This is a genomic window from Aquimarina aggregata (genome assembly GCF_001632745.1).
Lineage (GTDB): Bacteria > Bacteroidota > Bacteroidia > Flavobacteriales > Flavobacteriaceae > Aquimarina > Aquimarina aggregata.
On the sequence record NZ_LQRT01000046.1, the window covers coordinates 288,369 to 308,560 of the forward strand.

The 20,192-nt window shown below is 30.9% G+C and carries 21 protein-coding genes; 11 read left to right on the forward strand and 10 right to left on the reverse strand.

All coding sequences use genetic code 11. The features are described 5' to 3' along the window. Nucleotides 1-370 precede the first annotated feature (370 nt). The 4 genes from AWE51_RS22145 (at nt 371) to AWE51_RS22160 (ending at nt 3,205) form a co-directional block, all read left to right on the forward strand. Entirely contained in the window at nt 371-1,108 is a 738-nt protein-coding gene (locus AWE51_RS22145) for a superoxide dismutase (protein ID WP_232517432.1), read from the forward strand. 87 nt (nt 1,109-1,195) lie between these two features. Continuing rightward, a complete protein-coding gene (locus AWE51_RS22150) occupies nt 1,196-1,762 on the forward strand; it encodes a superoxide dismutase family protein (protein ID WP_066318396.1) in 567 nt (188 codons plus the stop codon). Between the two features lie 104 nt (nt 1,763-1,866). Next, nucleotides 1,867-2,397: an RNA polymerase sigma factor gene (locus AWE51_RS22155; protein WP_066318404.1), complete on the forward strand. Its 531-nt coding sequence runs from the start codon at nt 1,867-1,869 to the stop codon at nt 2,395-2,397. A 7-nt stretch (nt 2,398-2,404) separates the two neighbouring features. Beyond that, the gene (locus tag AWE51_RS22160; RefSeq protein ID WP_066318405.1) at nt 2,405-3,205 is read left to right on the forward strand and encodes an anti-sigma factor; all 801 of its coding nucleotides are present in this window, start codon (nt 2,405-2,407) and stop codon (nt 3,203-3,205) included. Nucleotides 3,206-3,337: 132 nt separating this feature from the next. Here the strand turns inward: AWE51_RS22160 and AWE51_RS22165 are convergent, their stop codons facing one another. The 6 genes from AWE51_RS22165 to AWE51_RS27155 form a co-directional block, all read right to left on the reverse strand. Beyond that, nucleotides 3,338-4,495, reverse strand: a complete 1,158-nt coding sequence (locus AWE51_RS22165; RefSeq protein ID WP_066318406.1) for a hypothetical protein — start codon at nt 4,493-4,495, stop codon at nt 3,338-3,340. A 244-nt stretch (nt 4,496-4,739) separates the two neighbouring features. After that, a complete protein-coding gene (locus AWE51_RS22170; RefSeq protein ID WP_066318407.1) occupies nt 4,740-5,225 on the reverse strand; it encodes a hypothetical protein in 486 nt (161 codons plus the stop codon). A 184-nt stretch (nt 5,226-5,409) separates the two neighbouring features. Beyond that, nucleotides 5,410-6,432 carry a TonB-dependent receptor gene (locus tag AWE51_RS22175; RefSeq protein WP_157766196.1) on the reverse strand — a complete coding sequence of 341 codons (1,023 nt, stop codon included), beginning with the start codon at nt 6,430-6,432 and terminating at the stop codon, nt 5,410-5,412. Nucleotides 6,433-6,446: 14 nt separating this feature from the next. Further along, nucleotides 6,447-7,736, reverse strand: a complete 1,290-nt coding sequence (locus AWE51_RS22180; RefSeq protein WP_066318410.1) for a tetratricopeptide repeat protein — start codon at nt 7,734-7,736, stop codon at nt 6,447-6,449. 95 nt (nt 7,737-7,831) lie between these two features. Next, nucleotides 7,832-8,437, reverse strand: a complete 606-nt coding sequence (locus AWE51_RS27150) for a DUF4331 family protein (RefSeq protein WP_066318412.1) — start codon at nt 8,435-8,437, stop codon at nt 7,832-7,834. Between the two features lie 20 nt (nt 8,438-8,457). Continuing rightward, nucleotides 8,458-9,132, reverse strand: coding sequence for a DUF4331 family protein (locus AWE51_RS27155; protein WP_082832585.1), 675 nt, complete (start codon nt 9,130-9,132; stop codon nt 8,458-8,460). Nucleotides 9,133-9,357: 225 nt separating this feature from the next. Here AWE51_RS27155 and AWE51_RS22195 point away from each other — a divergent pair, with 225 nt between their 5' ends. Then, nucleotides 9,358-10,542: an LETM1-related biofilm-associated protein gene (locus AWE51_RS22195; RefSeq protein WP_066318414.1), complete on the forward strand. Its 1,185-nt coding sequence runs from the start codon at nt 9,358-9,360 to the stop codon at nt 10,540-10,542. Between the two features lie 5 nt (nt 10,543-10,547). On the opposite strand, the gene AWE51_RS22200 is transcribed toward AWE51_RS22195, so the two are convergent. Both AWE51_RS22200 and AWE51_RS22205 read right to left on the reverse strand, forming a co-directional pair. Beyond that, nucleotides 10,548-11,171: a hypothetical protein gene (locus AWE51_RS22200; protein ID WP_066318417.1), complete on the reverse strand. Its 624-nt coding sequence runs from the start codon at nt 11,169-11,171 to the stop codon at nt 10,548-10,550. A gap of 4 nt (nt 11,172-11,175) precedes the next feature. After that, nucleotides 11,176-11,670: an RNA polymerase sigma factor gene (locus AWE51_RS22205; RefSeq protein ID WP_066318420.1), complete on the reverse strand. Its 495-nt coding sequence runs from the start codon at nt 11,668-11,670 to the stop codon at nt 11,176-11,178. A gap of 211 nt (nt 11,671-11,881) precedes the next feature. On the opposite strand from AWE51_RS22205, the gene AWE51_RS22210 reads away from it, so the two are divergent. Beyond that, the gene (locus tag AWE51_RS22210) at nt 11,882-13,177 is read left to right on the forward strand and encodes an NAD(P)/FAD-dependent oxidoreductase (RefSeq protein ID WP_066318422.1); all 1,296 of its coding nucleotides are present in this window, start codon (nt 11,882-11,884) and stop codon (nt 13,175-13,177) included. A gap of 2 nt (nt 13,178-13,179) precedes the next feature. Here AWE51_RS22210 and AWE51_RS22215 read toward each other — a convergent pair whose 3' ends face one another. Together AWE51_RS22215 and AWE51_RS22220 are read right to left on the reverse strand one after the other, a co-directional pair. Next, nucleotides 13,180-13,947 (reverse strand): GLPGLI family protein, encoded by a 768-nt coding sequence (locus AWE51_RS22215; protein ID WP_082832563.1) that lies wholly within the window; start codon nt 13,945-13,947, stop codon nt 13,180-13,182. Between the two features lie 149 nt (nt 13,948-14,096). Beyond that, nucleotides 14,097-14,909 carry a GLPGLI family protein gene (locus AWE51_RS22220; RefSeq protein WP_082832564.1) on the reverse strand — a complete coding sequence of 271 codons (813 nt, stop codon included), beginning with the start codon at nt 14,907-14,909 and terminating at the stop codon, nt 14,097-14,099. Nucleotides 14,910-15,114: 205 nt separating this feature from the next. Between AWE51_RS22220 and AWE51_RS22225 the strand changes: the two genes are divergently transcribed. The 5 genes from AWE51_RS22225 to AWE51_RS22245 all read left to right on the forward strand — a co-directional run bounded on the left by AWE51_RS22225 (nt 15,115) and on the right by AWE51_RS22245 (nt 20,181). Continuing rightward, nucleotides 15,115-17,268, forward strand: a complete 2,154-nt coding sequence (locus AWE51_RS22225; protein ID WP_066318425.1) for a TonB-dependent receptor — start codon at nt 15,115-15,117, stop codon at nt 17,266-17,268. Nucleotides 17,269-17,286: 18 nt separating this feature from the next. Then, nucleotides 17,287-17,709 (forward strand): DUF2141 domain-containing protein, encoded by a 423-nt coding sequence (locus tag AWE51_RS22230; RefSeq protein ID WP_082832565.1) that lies wholly within the window; start codon nt 17,287-17,289, stop codon nt 17,707-17,709. A gap of 138 nt (nt 17,710-17,847) precedes the next feature. Next, nucleotides 17,848-18,471, forward strand: a complete 624-nt coding sequence (locus tag AWE51_RS22235) for a tetratricopeptide repeat protein (RefSeq protein ID WP_066318428.1) — start codon at nt 17,848-17,850, stop codon at nt 18,469-18,471. Nucleotides 18,472-18,506: 35 nt separating this feature from the next. Then, nucleotides 18,507-19,871: a 2TM domain-containing protein gene (locus tag AWE51_RS22240; RefSeq protein ID WP_066318431.1), complete on the forward strand. Its 1,365-nt coding sequence runs from the start codon at nt 18,507-18,509 to the stop codon at nt 19,869-19,871. Continuing rightward, complete coding sequence (locus AWE51_RS22245) at nt 19,864-20,181, forward strand: 2TM domain-containing protein (RefSeq protein ID WP_066318433.1); 318 nt, start codon at nt 19,864-19,866, stop codon at nt 20,179-20,181. The genes AWE51_RS22240 and AWE51_RS22245 overlap by 8 nt, the downstream gene beginning before the upstream one ends. The last annotated feature ends 11 nt before the right edge of the window (nt 20,182-20,192 follow it).

Genomic DNA, 20,192 nt, shown 5'->3' on the forward strand with positions numbered 1-20,192 from the left:
TTTAACTAACGTTAGTTCAGGGTATAAAAAAACTTGAATTTGATTAACAAAAAGAAATAAAGTTTAAACAAGATATTCAGAAATCCATATCCGTAAATATTACACTTATTTAAGAAAGGTAACAATCAAAAAGTTTAGGCGAATACGTCATCTTATAGACTAAAAAACAATCATAAATTCTTACGTTAAGATCAACCAATTTTTTTAGTTATTAAACAATCTAAAGAAAATATCAATCAATAATAAGAATAGAACTATCTAAAAAAAGAACTTGCAATCAAATATATTATAAACTTTAAATAAGATTTTTTAATCTTTGATGTTCTTTAATATAATATGTATTTTTAAATATCACTAAATCTCTTAAATAATGGACAAACGTAAATTTCTTAAAACTACAATAATCGCATCAACAGGTATGGCCGCCGTTCCTTCGATGGTTTTATCGTCATGTACATCTACAAAAAAAGAAGAAAATAAAAGCGAAACTGTACCCGTGGTTGCTGAAAAAGCTTCATCTGTATTTACACTACCTAAATTGAGTTATGGATATGATGCTTTTCCAGATACTATAGATGCAATGACAATGGAGATTCATCATTCAAAACATCATCAAGGTTATGTTAACAAATTAAACAAAGCACTTGAAGAAAGCGCTAATACAAGTAAAGATATTACCGATATATTAAGAGGTAAAAACCTTTCTGCAGGAGTAAGAAATAATGGTGGCGGACATTTTAATCATTCTTTATACTGGGATATTTTAACCCCTGGAGGAAGCATGTCTGACGCCTTTAAGGAACTTATTATTAAAAACTTTAATTCTATAGAAGCCTTTAAAGGTGAACTTGCAAATGCAGGTAAGAAAAGATTTGGATCTGGATGGGCATGGTTATGTCAAGATACAGATAAAAAGTTATTCATTACCTCAACAGCAAATCAAGATAATCCTTTAATGACAGTTGCCGAAAAACAAGGACACCCAATTCTAGGAATTGATGTTTGGGAACACGCATACTACTTAAAATATCAAAATAAAAGAGGTGATTACCTCAATAATATTATAAATATAATAAACTGGCAAAAAGTAGAAAGTAGAATTCTGTAAGTCCTTATTTAGGTAATTAATACCGATTTAATATATAAAATAATTAAATTGCATGTAAAAAGTAATATTTATAAGCAATATTGGATTATGAAAATCGTAAAATTAATATCATTTATCTTTTTAACCCTTATTTTAGGTTGCAAAGGAGAGAATAAAAAGGAAGTTACTAATCAAGAGACTGATATCAAAAAGTCGAATACAATTGAAAAGATAGAAATCAATTTAACATCTAAAAGTAATAGTAATGTTACTGGTAAAATTTCTTTTATTGAAGAAGAAGGATTAGTAAATATGGTAGCAGAATTAACAGGACTTAGTGAAGGTGAACATGCTATCCATATTCATGAAAAGGCAGATTGTTCGTCTCCCGATGGTAAATCAACTGGTGGACATTGGAATCCTTCATTAAAACCTCATGGTAAATGGGGAGCTAAAGAAGGTTATCACGCTGGCGATATTGGAAATTTTAACGTCGATGAACATGGTCATGGAGTAATCAATTTTTCTACTAACGAATGGTGTATTGGTTGTGACGACGATAAAAAGAATATCCTTGGCAAAGCTATTATTGTTCATCAAGGCACAGATGATTTTACTTCTCAACCTTCTGGTGCCGCAGGAAGTAGAGTAAGTTGTGGAGGAATAATCCAGTAATCTATTCTTTTTACTAAAAAATATAAAGAGGTTGTTTTATACAACCTCTTTTTTGTTTTCTTAAACGAAAACAGTATCTTCCCAATCTATTGTAGATAAACTTAATGCAACCCACAGCACTAATCATAGCTTTACAGAATAAAGATCAAAATGCTTTTAAAAGTATATATGATATGTACTCTGAAAATGTATATGGTATTATTAATACTATTTTGAAAGACGATACTCTTTCTGAAGAAGTACTGCAGGATGTATTTATAAAAATTTGGAATAAAGCTCCTTTATATTCCGAAAAAAAAGGTCGGTTCTTTACTTGGATTCTTAATATAGCACGAAATGCTGCTATTGATAAAACAAGATCTAAAAGTTATAAAAACACAACACAAAACCTTACCGTCGATTCTTTCGTAGATATACTAGAAGACAAAACTAACTTTGTTAGTAAAATTGATAGTATTGGGATCAAAAAATATATTCAATCTTTAGAACCGATTTGTAAAAAAGTAATTGATCTTTTATTTTTTAAAGGATTTACTCAAAAAGAAACGGCTGAAGAATTGGATATTCCTCTGGGGACGGTTAAGACGAGAAATAGAATTTGTATTGATAAACTAAAAAAAACATTGGAAGTATAGGCTATACATGGATATTAAAGCATACATATCATCTGGTATTTTAGAATTATATGTCTATGGTTCTCTTTCTGAAAAAGAGAACGAAGAGGTGTATAAGATATTGCAAGAATATCCTGAAGCTGTTGAAGAAGTTGAGCGTATTGAAAAAACACTGCAACAATTATCCAGTGTTATGGCTTCTCCTAATGTAAATTCTTTATACCATAAAATTGAGTCACAACTAGAAGAATCAACAGATAAAAACACTGTTATACCAATTAATCGTTCTTCAAAAAATTGGGCTGCATATATTGGTTGGGCTGCATCTGTTGCTTTATTAATTGGATTATTTATTCAATTTAATAAAAATCAAAAATTGCAACAGCAAGTTGTAACTAATCAAATAGAACAAAACTTACTTGAAGGTAAAATAAATGTAGCTGAAGAGGATCTTTCTAAGGTAAAGTCCCTATTAAATGTATTACGAAACAAAGATATTATACAAATACCTTTAAAAGCACAGCAGGTTGACCCTAGTGCTTATGCAGCCGTATATTGGGATAAAGAAAAACAAGTGACATATATAGATGTTGCTGGATTACCTACTCCTCCACCTGGCAAAGTATACCAAGTATGGTCATTAAAATTAGACCCTCTTACACCAACTAGTCTTGGAGTTTTAAATAACTTCTCTGAAGACGATCAAAAAATCTTTAGTCTTAAAAACACCAATGCATCAGAAGCATTTGGTATTACCTTAGAACCCGAAGGTGGTAGTGAATCGCCTACTTTAGAACAATTATACACCTTAGGAATAATTGATTCTTAAATCTTTTTACGTTTACTAAACTTAGAAATACATTTTAATTTTAATAAAAAAAAACAGAAGCAAGATTTATATTCTTACCTCTGTTTTAGTTTTTAGTATCTATGTTTTAAGGAAACTTTTCCTTTGTTTGTTTTAGTTACTTACCTCTGTAATTTTAGCTTCACTATTCATATAGATATTTGTACCGGTAAGCTTATCGATTTCAAAACTATATGTTGTTGTTGGAGTATCAAATTGCTGAGAAACATTATTTGGAGTTGTAAATCTAAAAGCTCCGTAGCTAAAGCTCAATTCACACATTTCATACCCAGCATCTAACTCATACTTGATCCTTAATTTTGTTTCACTAATAGAAGATACATTGATACGCCCTACCTCGGTACTATTACTTATATCACAACCATTAGGATTGGTTAAAATCTCGATATTAAAACCTCTTTCTCCTTGACCTGCTATAAAGCCATATGCTAAAAAAGTATTGAAAACGTCATTTTCACATATACCACAAGCATCATGATATCCATACGCCTGAATACATTCAGCTTCACATTTTTGAACACAGTATTCAAAAGATCTCACCCAATCTTTATAATAAAAACATCCTGAATAATAAGAATAATAATACTCTTGAGTCAAGTTTTTGTTATACGCAAAAGCAGAATAAAGACAATTACTATCTTTATCATAAACTTTAGAGTATGCTACGATCTCAAAACAATCTAAATTGATTGAAGATAATGGTATTACATAAGTAGCTTTTTTTGTTCCTCCGAAATAGTAAGGAAAGGCTTTGAAGTTAAATTTCCATAATTTTGGAAAACCATTAGAATAGAAAGGTATATTTCCTTTTTCCCCAATATATAGGTATACCTTTTTCATAAACTTATTCTTGTCTGCTTTAAAAGTAAGGTATAGATTTTCATCATCATTAGATACAATAACTTTACCTACTTTTTTCTTGTTTTGCCCAACTAATAAAGGCATCACTTTAGATTCTTTACACCTTAGATTTTTAACATCACTCTGCGATAATTCAGAAGGTTTAAGTAATGTATAATCATAATTCCAGTATCCTTTTTGATTAGTTTCAGCAAGTAATGGAGCTTCCTCTTCTTCTGCTCTTTTTTCATCACCTTCTAACCCTTGAGAACCATCATTTTCTACAAAATCCGGTTCGGCAACAACGCTTTCTGGTTGTTGCTCTGTAATATCACTTTCGTCTTTACTACAAGAAGAAAAAGCTAAAAACAAAGCGATTAAACAATAATGTAATATGTAATTTTGTTTCATAATAAAAAATTAAAAAGTTTAAATTGTTTCCCTAAAAGTTCAGCAAAATTAAAAAAAATTAGGACTTGAAAAATATTTCATCTTATTTCATAGTAAATAAAATAGTGGATAACATCTTTAAACTTCAAGTTGTACTCAACATCGCTTTAGACAAACACTAACTGTTTTTAAACATTTTCTTGAAAAACTAGAGTTTACTTAAATAATTATTTGATTTTTAACAAAATAGCACCATAAAATACTTTTAATGTGTTTCTATTTTAATCGGAATTTTCCCCAATTTATACGTGTCAAAAATTTCAATAATTTCTTTATTGTTTATAAGTTTTACATCAATTTGTTTTAAAACTTCTTCTTCAGACATCATAGATCTCATTAAGATCAGTTTAAATCCTTCCTTTCGTTTTTCTAATTGATCATCTCCTCTATTTTTTGAAGAAAACTCTTTATATGAATCGGCCATAGCTAACCAAACTTCAATTTCATTATCTGGATGTTGATCTCGTTTAAAATTTGTTATTGTTTGTTCTAAAGAAACCGGATATACTTCTCTAAATGTTTCATGAATTCTTTTTATGCTTCCCAACTGCTTTTCTGTCAATTTTTCGTGTACTACAGATTCCGGAGTTAATTTTTCGATTTCAATATTTTGATACTCCGAATTTCCTTGTTTTGTATTTTGACAAGCCGTTAAAAGGAATATGGAAACTATAAACAACAAACTTTTCATTGTATGCTTTTTTTAAATTAGTGTACATCTAAAGTAGTAATTGCTAAGTTCGAACTTATTTTAGTGATTATTAGTACAACCATAAATAAATATTCATAAAACGAAAAGCTTGTTCATAATAGGGTGAACAAGCTTTTAACAAACATCAAAAAATAAAACTCAAAATTATTATATTAAAATACCTTTAAAAATTATAGGTTATTTGCGCCTCTATTAAAAATGGCCTGTCTTGAAGTATATACGTTTCATCTGTAGTCTCTAATGCATCTGTTAACCTTGCCGAAGTAGCAACTAATGGATCTTCCCATTTGGTATTAAAAACATTCTCTAAAGTAACTCCAAACTTTATAGCTTTGATGGTATACTCTAATGTAATATCATTAACCAGGTATTTATTGGTATTTTGATTATCTATAGCGCTAATATTGTCAAAATATCTATATCGCAATCCTCCTGAAAAATTCTTATAGTTTTCTATCATTATTCCTCCTTCTATACTTAATTCATTTACAAAAGAAGGTTTATTATTCTCTAACCCAACAATACCTCTAGCAAAAATCATTTTAGAATCAATAGATAACCATTTATTTAGTTGATATGAAGCATTAAAATCTATCCCCAATCTTTGATCATCTAATTCTAAATTTGCAATATCCTGATCATCAACATATGTGTATCCATTATTTAAATTAAAATACCAAACATTAGCACCTATCAAAATTTGATGAGAAAGCACTCTGGTTACTCCTAACTCTAATCCATATGATCTTGCTATTGTATTAGTAGTGGTGGCTATATTGTTATGACTATATAATCCTAACCCTGAGTTTAGAGATATCGCAAAGTATTCACTTGGCATAAAAACTATATTAGTTTTAGGTAAAATGATCATATTAGATGAGTACTCTGTATCAAAATCATTTTCAACATATTCAAAATAATCTACTTGCAACTTTGGAATAATACTAAGTTTTTTATTTCTAGAGTTATTATTGTTTAACTCGATTGTATTGGTTCTAAAACCTAATATGTTAGTCTTTACAATATCAAATGGTCTTTTTTCAAATTTATTAGCATATAACTCAATTTGGAAATCATGAAAAATATCTACAGGTATTTCTAGGTTATGTTTTTCTTCTGTTATCATTTGGGTATATCCCAATCCAGATATAAAAAACAACATTAGTAGTATACGAAACTTTTTCATCAGACCTTCTTTTTTTAGAGTTTTGCTATTTTCTGAGATAAAACAGGTCCCAACTCGTAAGCGCTTTCTATTAATTCTTTTTTGATTGTATTTACTTTATTTTGAAATCCATTTGTTTTGTAAATTTCAGCGATGTGATACTGCGTTTCAGGTTCAAATGTTTTACCAATAATAAATTTTTCTGCTATCTCTAAAGCTTTTTCATGCTCTCCTTTTAAATTCAAAATATGTGCTTTTAAATCGTAAGACTGTGGAGTGGGTCTGTTATCAATTTCTTCTTCGGCTATTTCTAAAGCCTTATTAAAATCCTGATATTCCTCTGCCAAAAGCATTGCATTGTATGTATTATACATTTTACCATATCTCTTATCAGCAATTGCATATTTATACCCTATAAGATTTCCTTTTTTTGTTAAATGATCTTTTTGAAATTCTGCAATTTCAGCTTTTAATAAAAAGTAATCTGGACTTTGATACGACTCTGTAACGGCATCTATAATTCTTAAAGCTTCTTGTGGATTATGTTCATATGAATAAATGATCCAAGCAATACCCTTCATTGCATAGGCGTTAGATGGATCAATTTCTAATGTTTTTAGATAATAATCGTATGAATCCTTAATTCTACCAGCATGACCATAGTAATCAGCAAGGTTTGTGTATGACCATAGCATTAACCCTTTCTTGTTACTCTGCTCTGCGATTGTTTTAGCTTTTTCCATATTGCGTATCGTTGCGTCCAGATCACCTTTGTAATCGTTCCATTTAGCTAACCGAATTAAAAAATTATACTTACTTTGATCGGCTATTTCTTCTAAGTATTTTTTAGCTTCATTGTATTGACCTAACTCCATAGAAACATCAAACAGTACCATTTTTGCCGATGCATTTGGATTTAGAATATAAGCACCTTGAGCAGCATTTTTTGCTTCTTTAAATCGATGTTGTGAAATGTAATTTCTAGCTAATGCTAGTAAGTATCCTTCTTTTTTGATGGCAGCTACTTTTACAGATTTAACCAATACCTGCTCTGCTTGCTTTAAAAATTGAATATTTCCAGTTGACTGAAACATCTCAGAATATACACCTGCTACTGCAATCATCGCCGGTAATTGTATACTATCTGTTTTTATTTTTGTGTTCCAAAAATTTAATTTCTTATTTGTTTCATTAATATTTTGGTGATTATTGTGCGATAAATATTTAACATAATCATTTGAATTTGTAACTACTTGACTCGGTTCTTGGCATGAAGTTGTAATTGCCACAAGTAATACGATGCAGATATAATATATAGGTTTCATTTGTTTTGTTTTTTGAAGTTACATTTACCCCTGCCACTTAATAGCGTACATTTTGCAAAATCCGTAAAATGACAGAAGGCAAGTATTTTATTCGTTTATAAACTATGAGGAGCTTCTAAATAAGGAAATACGTTTAACGGTGTTTCTCCAGCACTACTCACACCATCGGTGACTAAGATTGGTAAGTCTGGTGTACCATCATTATCAATATCCTGTCCATTAAATCGATCTCCATTTTGACCACCAAATATTAGTATTAAAGAAATATCAATAACATCATCGGTTAATCTTCTACCTGTCAAAATATTAGTTCCATCAAAATATGTAGTTGGCGCTCCCGGAGCTACCTGTAATACATCAGAAGCTAATATTGTTGTTAGCGTTGTGGCATCTAATCCTAAAATGTTATTTTCATACTCAACACCAAATGCAGCGTGTAAAGCTACCGCCTGATCTAAAAATAAGGGTTGAAATTTTGCTCCTTGTTCTGAAGGAACTGTGATATTAAAATCATCCTTAATTGATGAACTTCCACTTAATACAGTATTGATACCTGGTCTCCCCATTTGATCTTCTTGTTCAAAAGTGCCACTAAAATCTAAAGGTTCAGGTCCTGTTGTATTATCGTCGTTTCCGCAACTCATTAAACTTGTTAGTAAAACAAATACTGCTATTATATTTTTTAATTTATTAAGTTTCATAATCTATATTTTTATTTTTATTATTGTTTTCTTTTAGCCTCTACCCAAGCATTAAACACCTCTACTCCTGTTCCTGCAGGATGACTAAATGTCCCTCCTAGTAAAGAATTAGGTACTTCTACAACAATAGACAGCACATTTGTTTGGTCAAAATCATCATTCCCCGGATTATTAAATCCGTTTGGTGCCATACCACCTATTACCTGATTAAATTGACTAAAATCAAAAAAGAACGGATCTTCTCGCAATCCCGCGAAATAAGAAATTCCATTATCAGAAGAAGTAGTTGCATTTGCACCAGAACTGATAGCAACTTCGCCTAAGTATTGAGTTTGATCATTAATTGTACTATTTAAACCAGTGGCAGAAGGTTGATAAGGTCCAAAAAAGTACATAACTCCATTTCTTGGTATAGCCTGAATTACAAGATCTTCTACGAGATCACCATTATTATCTATGTTTATTTCAACCAATACATTTTCGTCAAATGTAGCATCATTACCCGCAGGCGCTAAAGAGCTTTGTACGTTTGCTACAAAAACTGTATTATCAGGATTTGCAGCCTCAAAAGCATAAAAATCTGTGATATCTGCAGTAGTTCCCGAAACCGCTGGAGCATCTAGATGATCAGCTGCTGTTAAGACTACCCCAATACAAAGCAGTCCTCCAATAATAAATAAGTTTGTTTTTTTAATCCGTTTCATTTTTTTAATTTTAAAGTTTACAGCAATATCTACGAGAAGAAATATCTAATGGTTTTTATTTGATTGTTAAATATTTGTTAACACAAATTCTTTCTAAAATTTATACCTTGAAACTTAGTTAAATGAGAAGTAACCAAATCCTCAACGATATGTAAACAAATTTTCGGTAAAGCATTTGATAAAATAAAACTAACTTTGTAACAAACAGTATCGCCTATGAATCCATCAACTCTAGGTTGGATTGATAAATTTCTACGAGAACAGGAAGAGAACAAAATACTCTATTCTATATCTCTTGATAGGTTGTATCTAGATTTAAAAAAAGCAGGATTTATTTATGGTACTTCGATTGAGACTATATTACCGCATAATCCAAGTATTACATACTCTGAAGAAGAGCGTACTAAAATCAATTTGTTTACTGCATTAATTGTTACGTACCACGATACTATAGAAAATGGAAGTAAAGACGATTGTATTGATGCACTGATTCATTTTTACGGTTTTTTAGATACCAAAAAATCATTATTTTCATTTGTTAACGCACTTACAACTAGTAAAAGTGAAAAACTAGAAAAAATCATTCATACTAGAATTCAAACCAATGAATCTATTTTCAAGAAAAACTTTAGCCATTTACTCACTAATGCATTACTTTTTATTGATATTCTAGCTTTTGAACATTATCTGATTCATGATAAAGATCCTATAGAATATGCTGCTAAGTTAGAAGAAACCCTAACAAACACTGTTTTTTTAGCCTTAAATTCTAAAGAAAAAAAAGATGACTATGATGAGTTATTGGTAAAGTTATTTGCTTCTTCTGTTCGATATACTAGTGTTTCGACAGAAGAAGAAGCCAGTTTTGATCATATAGACCTTGATGAGTATACCGATGATTTAGAGAAAAGGTATATTCTTGATCTTACTTGTCTCGCGGTGTGGAATGATATAAAATTAGATAAAGGAGAGCAGGACTTTATTTCTGCACTGGGAGCAGTACTTACTTTACCCAATAGTCTGGTTCTGGATTCTCTTAAGGATGTATATACTTTTATAGAAAATCATAAAGAGAATATTACATTTTTTAATTATTCACATCCAGCGTTACATTTCTATCAACAGACTTCAAGAACAGTAAGTGTTTTGATTCTTAGAAATAAAAAACGTCTTATAAAAGAAATTTCTGAAAGTAAAGATCTTATGATTTTATTAGGTCAATCTGCTATGAGAGACTTATCTAAAGAAGAAAAAAAACAAGTAAAGCAGCAATTGCTTGATATTTGCAAAACGATTCCTTCTTTAGCAATATTTATATTACCAGGGGGTAGTCTTTTGCTTCCTTTATTGGTAAAGTTTATTCCTCAATTACTACCCTCTGCATTTAACGAGAATAAATAGTCTTTTTACAATTCTAGTTTTTCAAGTTCATTGTAGTTATTTTTAAGTCTACGCGTTAAGATGCCATAAATCAATCTATAGAATAAGGCTATAAACGCAATTGTAACTGCCATAACAAAGATTGTAATTGCTATTACTAAGAAAACTGGTATATCTTCATCTGCAGACTGTTGTGAATATGTATCTGTGAAAAAGGTTAAATACCCTACTATACTCATTGTAGTAATGACAAGAAAACTAATATTTACCCAAATATAATGTCTAACCGTCTTGCGTGTTTTTAAAATATTTTGCATTAATATTTTAGCAGAATCTGTTGTTTTAATCCTTTTATAATTGAGATAAAATCGAATGATAAAATAAATTAAAATAGAATAGGATAACACTGTTGAAACAATCGAAAAACCTTCTAGTCCAGCTACTTCTAAACCATCATATTTGCCACTAAGTCTTACGGCAATGTCAATTGAAGCCCACAATAAAAATTCTAATACGCTAATAACAAAAATCCATTTCACGATTGAAGAAGATTTTTTCAATATCATTTGATAAATTTCTTCAAACGATAACCTAGGAAGGGCGGCTTCTTGCTTCTGCCAGTCTTTTTTTAATAATTCTAATTCATCCATGGGGTTATGGGTTTAATATTTTTTTCAATTTTGTCTTAACTCTATTCATTTTCACTCTAGCATTTACCTCGCTTATACCCATAGTATCAGCGATTTCTTTATATGATTTATCTTCTAAATACAAAAAAACCAAAGCTTTTTCTATATCATTAAGTTGTTTTACAGCAGCATACATTAATTTTAATTGTTGCTCTACTTCATCATCGTACTCTTCTGCCTTAATTCTAAAATTCATCGTATCAATATCCGTCGTCTTAAGACTTCTTTTTGATCTACGATATAATGTAATAGCCGTATTTAAAGCCACTCTATACATCCAGGTACTAAATTTAGCATCTCCTCTAAACTTTGGATAAGCTTTCCAGAGCTGAATTGTAATTTCCTGAAACAGGTCATTATGCGAATCCTGATCACTGGTGTAAATTCGGCAAACCTTATGAACAATATTCTGATTTTGCTCAAGGTTCGTTACAAAACTATGTTCTAATTCTTTATTCACTTTAGTTAGTTACATCTTATTGGTAGTTCAAAAAACAAATATGTTACAATCAAAACTAAAATTTATTATTCTACTATATTTTTCTTCATTAACAAAAAAAATAACTACTTCAAATAATACTATAATTTAATATATAAAAACAACCTTTTTTTAGGGTATATAACTTTATCATTTTACCTTTGTCTGAGATGAATAGCATAAAAATATATAGATGAATATTCCTTTCACTAATTTACCCAGATTAGTAATTATTGGTGGTGGTTTTGCCGGAGTTGCCTTAGCAAGAAAAATGATAAAAGAAGATGTGCAGCTTGTTGTTATAGACCGACATAATTATCATACCTTTCAACCTTTACTTTATCAAGTATCTACTGCATCTCTAGAACCCGATTCAATAGCCTATCCTTTACGTAAAATAGTTAAAAGAGGTAAGAATACCTATTTTAGAATGACCGAGGTAGAATCTATCGAACCCGAAACGAAAAAAATACATACATCTATAGGGTCTATTAGTTATGATTATTTAGTAATCGCTACCGGAGCACGCACAAATTTCTTTGGTAACACCAATATTGAGAATAATGCAATGCGCATGAAAAACCTACCGCAAGCATTAAATTTACGTAGTTTGATGCTTGAAAACCTTGAGCAAGCTGTTATTACTACTGATCCGGAAAAAAGAAAAGAATTATTAAGTTTTGTTTTAGCAGGTGCTGGTCCTACAGGAGTAGAATTGGCAGGTGGTATTGCCGAATTAAAACTAAATGTATTACCAAAAGACTATCCGGACATGGACTTTAGTGCAATGGAAATTCATTTGATAGAAGGTGCTAGTCGTGTATTACCACCTATGAGTGAGCATGCTTCAAATAAAGCTTCAAAATTTTTATCAAAACTTGGGGTACATATTCATCTAAACACCCAAGTAACTAATTATGAAAATAATTTGGTTAGCACCAATACTGATGTAACGTTAAAAACTGCCACCTTTATTTGGTCTGCTGGAGTTACTGGAGCTCCTGTTCAAGGAATTAATGCTTCTTCTATAATTCCTAGGGCTAATCGATACAAAGTAAATGAGTTTAATCAAATAGAAGGTTATGATGATGTTTATGCGTTGGGTGATATTGCCTTAATGGAAACCAAAGACTATCCTAAAGGGCATCCTATGGTCGCACAACCTGCTATACAACAAGGAAGTCATCTCGCCAAAAACCTAAAACGCCATTTTAAAAATAAACCGATGACTCCCTTTAAATATTTTGATAAGGGATCTATGGCTACTATAGGTCGTAATAAAGCAGTCGTCGATTTAGGAAAATTTCGATTTGGTGGTTTTTTCGCTTGGTTTGTGTGGATGTTTATTCACTTATGGTTTTTGGTAGGTTTTAGAAATCGTTTTGTTACTTTCTTTAATTGGACCTATAATTACATCAACTATGATAAAGCAGCTCGATTAATCGTGAGGCCTTTTAAGAATAAAGATTATAGTCGAAAGAGAGTTTAATACTAATCGATATTCATAAAGCCTGGACTAGGAAGATTTTCTCTAGCAATTTTTTCACCTTCTGATGGAGGTTTTACTTCATATCCATCAATGGTAAATGATATACTATCCAGAACAATTGTCGCTTTATCTTCTACGATCATAATAATTAGTCCTGGTAGCCCCCAATACCCTAAAGGTCCTGCTGTTGATGGTATATCTTTTGTAAACCAGACCTCTACCTTTTGGTTATGGTATTTGTACTTTTCAGAAGTGTTGACCAAAATCGCTTTTGTACATTTATAATCTTTTACTACTTTGGTTTCCCCTGTGATTTTCCAATTCATTGGAATCAAATTTTCAGAAATTATATAATTCTTATCCGAAACAAAATCATTACTAACTCTGCTGTTAGCATCAAGATCCATATAAGTAGTAATCGGTTTATCCCTTCTCCAAGTTTGCCTTACTGTAAAAACTTCTCCCTTTTCTCCATAAGAAATAGCATTATTAATAGTAATATCTGATATTTCTTCCTCAGTATAATGAATAGATTTACTACCATTAATTCTTAAAACACTCGTATACTCATAGTTAGAAAACTCTTTTCGGTAATTTTCTATCTTATCATTAATATGTTCTTTCTCCTCCTTCGTAAATTCTTTTTCATAAATAAAAGAATGTAGGTAATCATAAATTGCCGTTCTTTTTTCTTTATAATACACGGTCATTTCCTGGCTTTTCCCAGAAAAAGAAATTAAAAACACAATACAAAGTAATTTTATTTTCATATTTAAAAATTAGTAATAGTTCACAAAATAAAACATTAAAAATGATAATTACTTTAATACTCGTTAAATAATTTACTAGTTAAACCCTTTAACTCTTCTCAGGTAATTTTTAAAAAAAATAGATAGTTACTTTAAATTTATAATCTGGTTTAGTTTTCCATAAACTGTAACATAGGTAAATCATCGATATGATCTCTTGTCACTTTTTCTCCAACACTTGGTGGTTTTACTATAAAACCATCTAGATCGAACACAACTTTATCCAATAAAATATGTGTGGATCCATTTTTAATTTCTAAGATAAGTCCCGGCAACCCCCAAAACCCTATTGGGCCAGATTTTATGGGAATATCTTCGGTATACCATACTTCTATTAGTTTTTGATAAAGTTCTGTATCACGAGAAGTTATATATTCAGGTACTTCATTAGGGTTTTCTAGAACTGCTTTTTTACAAGAGTATCTTCCGATTGTTTTTTTTTCATTTTTAAAAATCCACTTTTGAGAAACCAGTTTCTCCTCGACTAAAAAATCCTTACCGTACGCATGCTCTGTAGACACTTTTAACTTAGCATCCAAATCCATAAAAGTAATTGTATGATCCCTTTGAGCAACTTCTCTAGAAATCACAGTCTTACCTTTTTCACCATATGCAATAGAACTATTTATAGTATCGTCCCATATTTTTTTTTGCGGATAATGAATAGATTTTTGTCCTTTAATTCTTAAAACACTAATATATTTAAATAACGAAAACTCCTTTTCATGTTCTTTGGCTTTTTCTTGCATTAGAGTACTCAATTCTTCTCCCCCAATAGCTTTGATTCTATATTGGCTATGTCTAAGTTTCTGGTAGTCAGACTTTCTTTTTTCCTTATAAAACACTGTTATTTCTTGCCCTGCACCGACAAATGACATCAATAAAAAAAATAACAATAAATTGATTTTTAGAGATTTAACCATGATCACCTATTTAACTTTTATTTTAAACTAAAAAACTAGTTAAATATACCATCTTTTCAACTAAAGACTTAGTTAAAATTAATTTTTATTTCACAAACCCACTTTTGCAATCCATCCATGTTTTTCTACAATTCGGTATATTTCAATTTCTGTTCTTCTTCATTTACAAGACTTTTGACTCATCAATCAATACAAATTCATATCGATGAGACGAACATTAACTTTAGCTTTTACCCTATTTACATTGCTTTCAAATGCGCAAACAACTATAACAGGAAACGTAATTGATCCTTCTGGAACGCCAATTCAAGGAGCTAATATTTACCTAGATGGCACATATGATGGTGCTTCTTCTGATGAAAATGGATCATTTTCATTTGCCACTACAGAAACAGGAATTCAAACATTAATTATCTCCTTTCTTTCATTTGAAACATTTTACTTGACAACAGAGCTTACCAAAATGTCTCCTTTAGCAATCACTCTAAAAGAAGATGTTAATTCGTTAGGAAGTGTAATCCTAAATGCTGGAACATTTGCTGCAGGAGATAATAGTAAGGCATCTGTTCTTACTCCTTTAGATATTGTAACTACTGCCGGTTCCAACGGTGATTATATTGCAGCCCTACAAACATTATCAGGAACATCTAATGTAGCCGAAGATGGTCGACTTTTTGTTCGAGGTGGAGATGCCAATGAAACCAACGTTTATATTGATGGGTTACGGGTTTTTCAACCATTTTCGGCAACTGCTAATAACATTCCTACTCGCGGACGTTTTTCTTCGTTTCTTTTTGAAGGAACCAATTTTTCAACCGGAGGTTACTCTGCAGAGTACGGAGATGCGCTCTCTAGTGTTTTACTACTAAATACAATTGATGAACCTGATCAGGAAAAAACAGATCTTCAATTTATCAATGTTGGCCTAGGTCTTGGTAACACACAAAAATGGAAAAAAAACTCACTAAGTGTTAATGCATTCTACGTCAATTTAAAACCATATCAAGATATTATTGAGCAGCGTGTAGATTGGATAAAACCATTTGAATCTTTAACCGGTGAAGCTGTATACAGACATCATTTTAAATCTGGTACACTAAAGGTTTATGGAGGACTTACTTATACTGATTTTAAACTTATACAAGAAGATATTAATACTCCCGAAGGGATCAACCTTAATCTTAAAAATCGTAATTTATATCTAAATACGTCATACAAGGGATCTTTAGGTAATGATTGGACAATAACAGCAGGAACAAGCTTTGCTAATGATCATAATGACATCTTATTTGTCACTACAGATGTAACTAATAATGAAAATAGTTTTCATGGGAAATTAAAGTTAAGAAAACGGTTTAGCAATAGGTTTAAACTAAATTTTGGTGCAGAACAATTTTTAACTTCTTTCTCTGAAGAAACAGAAAATCCTGATTTTGGTGCTTTTCAAACATCTTACGATAATAATAGTACAGCTCTTTACACCGAAGCCAATATATTTTTTAGCAAAAAACTGGCACTACAAACCGGTATTAGAGGAGTTCATAATACATTATTAAAGTATACAAAAATTTCGCCAAGAGCCTCCTTAGCCTATAAAACCACATCCAAATCACAAGTATCATTAGCTTATGGCGACTTTTATCAAGCTCCGCAGCAAGAAGTCCTAAAATATAATTTTGATTTAGAACCTGAAAAATCATCGCATTATATCTTAAACTATTTATATCAAAACAATGGTAGAACTTTTAGAGCAGAAGGGTATTATAAATCGTACGACGGACTTATTAAATACGATACAAACTCTCCTATGTTTAATAGCGTATTTAATAACAATGGAGATGGTTATGCCACCGGTATCGACATCTTTTGGCGTGATAACAAGTCAATAAAAGATCTTGATTACTGGGTAAGTTACTCATATCTGGACACAAAAAGAGATTATAGAAATTATCCGGATCGTGCTACACCAAATTTTGCCGCGAAACATAACCTTTCACTTGTTACAAAATATTGGATTGGTGATTGGAAATCTTTGTTAAGCACAACATACAACTTTGGTTCGGGCAGACCATATAATAATCCAAATGAAACTCTCTTTCAAAATCAAAAAACAAGAACGTTTAACACACTCAATTTTAGTTGGGCCTATTTAATAAGTCAACAGAAAATTCTTTATTTCTCTGTTTCCAACGCTCTCGGCTTTGATAATGTTTTTAACTATCAATACGCTAATACTCCTGACTCTAATGGAACTTTTTCAAGAAGAGCGATTAGACCAACGGCAGATCGGTTTTTTATTCTGGGCTTCTTCTGGACTATAAGCGATAACAAAACAGATAATCAATTAGATAATTTATAACCTTAAAATTAAACAAATATGAAAACCAGAACACTAATTTTTCTTCTTACTGTCTTAGTAAGTTTTCAAACAATTACAGCTCAAAAATCAAAAAGCAATATTGCAGTTACCATCACTAATATAGACTCTGCTGATGGCACTATAAAAGTTGGTTTATACAAACAAAAAGAGAATTTTCTAAAACAACCATATAAGGCGCTTAGTATTAAAGCAAAAAAGGGAAAAGTACACGTAGTATTTGAAAACATACAACAGGGAGAATATGCAATTTCTTTATATCATGATGAAGACGACAATCAAAAACTAAATACAATTATAGGTATCCCAACAGAACCTTATGGCACAAGTAATAATGCTAAAGGTAAGTTTGGACCTCCAAAATGGGAAGATGCTAAATTTACATTATCTGACAAAAATGTAGAACAATCGATACAATTATAACAGTGTAATAGTGACTATTTTGATAAACCGTAGCATAATTACAGTTCATCTAAAAAAAAATACACTTCGGTCAGAAATACTATAAAACTCGCATCTTATACATGACCTTTATACTATAAAACTAAAACAAAACTAATTATGAAAACAATATTAATCCTTCTAACGTTTTTTACGTTTACAACAATAACCTCACAAAATTCCTATGAAAAAGGAATGTCAAAGGCTTTTGAATTATGGGGAAGTCAAAAACCGGATGAAGCAATTAACCTTTTTGAACGTATTGCCAAGGCAGAAAAAGAAAATTGGATTCCATATTATTACGCAGCGCAAGTTCATATCATAACTACCTTTGGAATTAAGGATGCAGAAGAAATAGAGTCTCGGTTAAAAAAGGGGCAAGATTTTCTAAACGAAGCCAGAACATTCTCAAAAGATAATGCAGAAATTTTAATTATGGAAGCCATGCTAAATACTGCTTATGTAGCCTACAACCCATCCGTTTATGGTATGACACATTCTGCCAAAGTTGAAGAATTATACCAAAGAGCTAAAAAGTTGGATCCCGAGAACCCTAGAGCAACTTTAAATCACGCAGAATGGAAAATGGGAAGCGCCAAATTTTGGGGTAAAGACCCTAAAGCCTTTTGTCCCGAAGTAGAAAAAGCTATCTTGTACTTTGAAAAAGAAGCAAATAACAATATCCCTTTTTATCCGAAATGGGGTATGGATCAAGTGACTAGAATTCAGCAGAATTGCAAATAGAAAATAACATTTAAGACAAATACCCAATAAATTACATGAATGTAGGTATCCTAAAATTAGCGAAAATAAGTATCATTATTGCCATAATTATAGATCTGGTATTTATCTTATTTAGAATAGGTACACCTATAACTTGGTTAGGGGAACTAGAAAACTTATCAATACATTTTATGTTTTCTTTTGCATTAACCTCTGTAAATGGCTATTTCTTTTATTTTTTGGATCGTTGGTATACATGGGAAAAACACCCGAAAAAAAAATTATGGTATGGCGCCATAGGATCCATTATACTAACAATGATAACCTTAGCAATAGTACGACTACTATTAATCGTAGGTATTTATGGAAAACCTTTTAATAAGTTTATAAAAGATGAAAAATTAGATTTTTACATTATAGGATTTGTCATCACATTGGTTGCATCACTTTTTTTTCATGCATTTTACTTCTTTAAAGAGTTACAAAAGCAAAAAATAACAGAGCAAAAAATCATTGCGGGTACCGCTTCTGCAAAGTTTGCCGCTTTAAAAAATCAATTAGACCCACACTTTTTGTTTAATAGCCTAAATGTGCTAACCTCTCTTATCGAAGAAAATCCAAGGATGGCACAGAAGTTTACTACTTCATTATCCAAAGTATATCGTTATGTATTAGAACAAAAGGATAAAGAATTAGTAACTGTTGATGAAGAATTAAAATTTGCAAGAACGTATATGACATTAATACAATTACGATTTGAGGACAGTATTGTATTTGACATACCCGACAAAGCCACTAATGCTGATGCTAAAGTAGTACCATTGTCACTTCAAATTTTACTAGAAAATACGGTAAAACACAATGTCGTAATGCCAGAGAGACCTTTGCACATTAAGATCTACGAAAAAGATAATTTTTTAGTGGTAGAAAACAACCTTCAACCTAAAGAAGTTATCAAACAAAGTAGCGGTGTAGGATTAGGAAATGTAATGCAGCGATACGCATTACTCACTAAAAGAAAATTTTCAGTATACAAAACGGAAGATGCCTTTATAGCAGAACTTCCCATATTAACTAAAAAAATAAAATTCGCAGATATGCAAGTTTCACAGACCATACAAGATATAGAAATGGCAAAAAGTTTAAAATATGAACGTGCCAAAGAACAAGTTAAAAAAATGAAAGAATTTTATGGAAACCTGATAGCATTTTGTATTGTTATTCCATTCTTGGCTTTCTTGAATTATTATACAACTAGCTTTAGATTTCCATGGGTACTATTTCCAATTGCAGGATGGGGAATTGGATTAGTATTTCATTATGCTGAAGCCTATGACAGACACCCCATTTTTGGAAAAGATTGGGAAAAGAGAAAAATAAAGAAATATATGGACGAATCTAAAAACTTTTATAATGAATAATTTAGAAGAAAAACGCGTATATGAATCTGCCAAGAAAAGATTAAAAGAAGAAAAAGGTTTTTATGTACATGTTGGTGTATATATTACAATTAACATAGTTAGTTTCATCTTTTTTATGACTGCGTTTGATACTGATTTTCCTTGGGTATTTTGGGTTAATGCACTTAGACCCTTATTATGGGGACTAGGATTGTTAGGTCATGGTCTTTGGACATTCAGAAGAAATATTAAGTGGTTTAAGAACTCAATATATAGTAAACAATGGGAAGAGCGCAAGATTAAAGAACTCATGAAAGATGAAGATTTTTAACTTTTAAAGCT

Bases quoted from the DNA above. Each gene is read 5' to 3' on its own strand.
- AWE51_RS22145 (WP_232517432.1), top strand. From the start codon at position 371: ATGGACAAACGTAAATTTCTTAAAACTACAATAATCGCATCAACAGGT.
- AWE51_RS22150 (WP_066318396.1), top strand. From the start codon at position 1,196: ATGAAAATCGTAAAATTAATATCATTTATCTTTTTAACCCTTATTTTA.
- AWE51_RS22155 (WP_066318404.1), top strand. From the start codon at position 1,867: ATGCAACCCACAGCACTAATCATAGCTTTACAGAATAAAGATCAAAAT.
- AWE51_RS22160 (WP_066318405.1), top strand. From the start codon at position 2,405: ATGGATATTAAAGCATACATATCATCTGGTATTTTAGAATTATATGTC.
- AWE51_RS22165 (WP_066318406.1), bottom strand. From the start codon at position 4,495: ATGAAACAAAATTACATATTACATTATTGTTTAATCGCTTTGTTTTTA.
- AWE51_RS22170 (WP_066318407.1), bottom strand. From the start codon at position 5,225: ATGAAAAGTTTGTTGTTTATAGTTTCCATATTCCTTTTAACGGCTTGT.
- AWE51_RS22175 (WP_157766196.1), bottom strand. From the start codon at position 6,432: ATGAAAAAGTTTCGTATACTACTAATGTTGTTTTTTATATCTGGATTG.
- AWE51_RS22180 (WP_066318410.1), bottom strand. From the start codon at position 7,736: ATGAAACCTATATATTATATCTGCATCGTATTACTTGTGGCAATTACA.
- AWE51_RS27150 (WP_066318412.1), bottom strand. From the start codon at position 8,437: ATGAAACTTAATAAATTAAAAAATATAATAGCAGTATTTGTTTTACTA.
- AWE51_RS22195 (WP_066318414.1), top strand. From the start codon at position 9,358: ATGAATCCATCAACTCTAGGTTGGATTGATAAATTTCTACGAGAACAG.
- AWE51_RS22200 (WP_066318417.1), bottom strand. From the start codon at position 11,171: ATGGATGAATTAGAATTATTAAAAAAAGACTGGCAGAAGCAAGAAGCC.
- AWE51_RS22210 (WP_066318422.1), top strand. From the start codon at position 11,882: ATGAATATTCCTTTCACTAATTTACCCAGATTAGTAATTATTGGTGGT.
- AWE51_RS22215 (WP_082832563.1), bottom strand. From the start codon at position 13,947: ATGAAAATAAAATTACTTTGTATTGTGTTTTTAATTTCTTTTTCTGGG.
- AWE51_RS22220 (WP_082832564.1), bottom strand. From the start codon at position 14,909: ATGGTTAAATCTCTAAAAATCAATTTATTGTTATTTTTTTTATTGATG.
- AWE51_RS22225 (WP_066318425.1), top strand. From the start codon at position 15,115: ATGAGACGAACATTAACTTTAGCTTTTACCCTATTTACATTGCTTTCA.
- AWE51_RS22230 (WP_082832565.1), top strand. From the start codon at position 17,287: ATGAAAACCAGAACACTAATTTTTCTTCTTACTGTCTTAGTAAGTTTT.
- AWE51_RS22235 (WP_066318428.1), top strand. From the start codon at position 17,848: ATGAAAACAATATTAATCCTTCTAACGTTTTTTACGTTTACAACAATA.
- AWE51_RS22240 (WP_066318431.1), top strand. From the start codon at position 18,507: ATGAATGTAGGTATCCTAAAATTAGCGAAAATAAGTATCATTATTGCC.
- AWE51_RS22245 (WP_066318433.1), top strand. From the start codon at position 19,864: ATGAATAATTTAGAAGAAAAACGCGTATATGAATCTGCCAAGAAAAGA.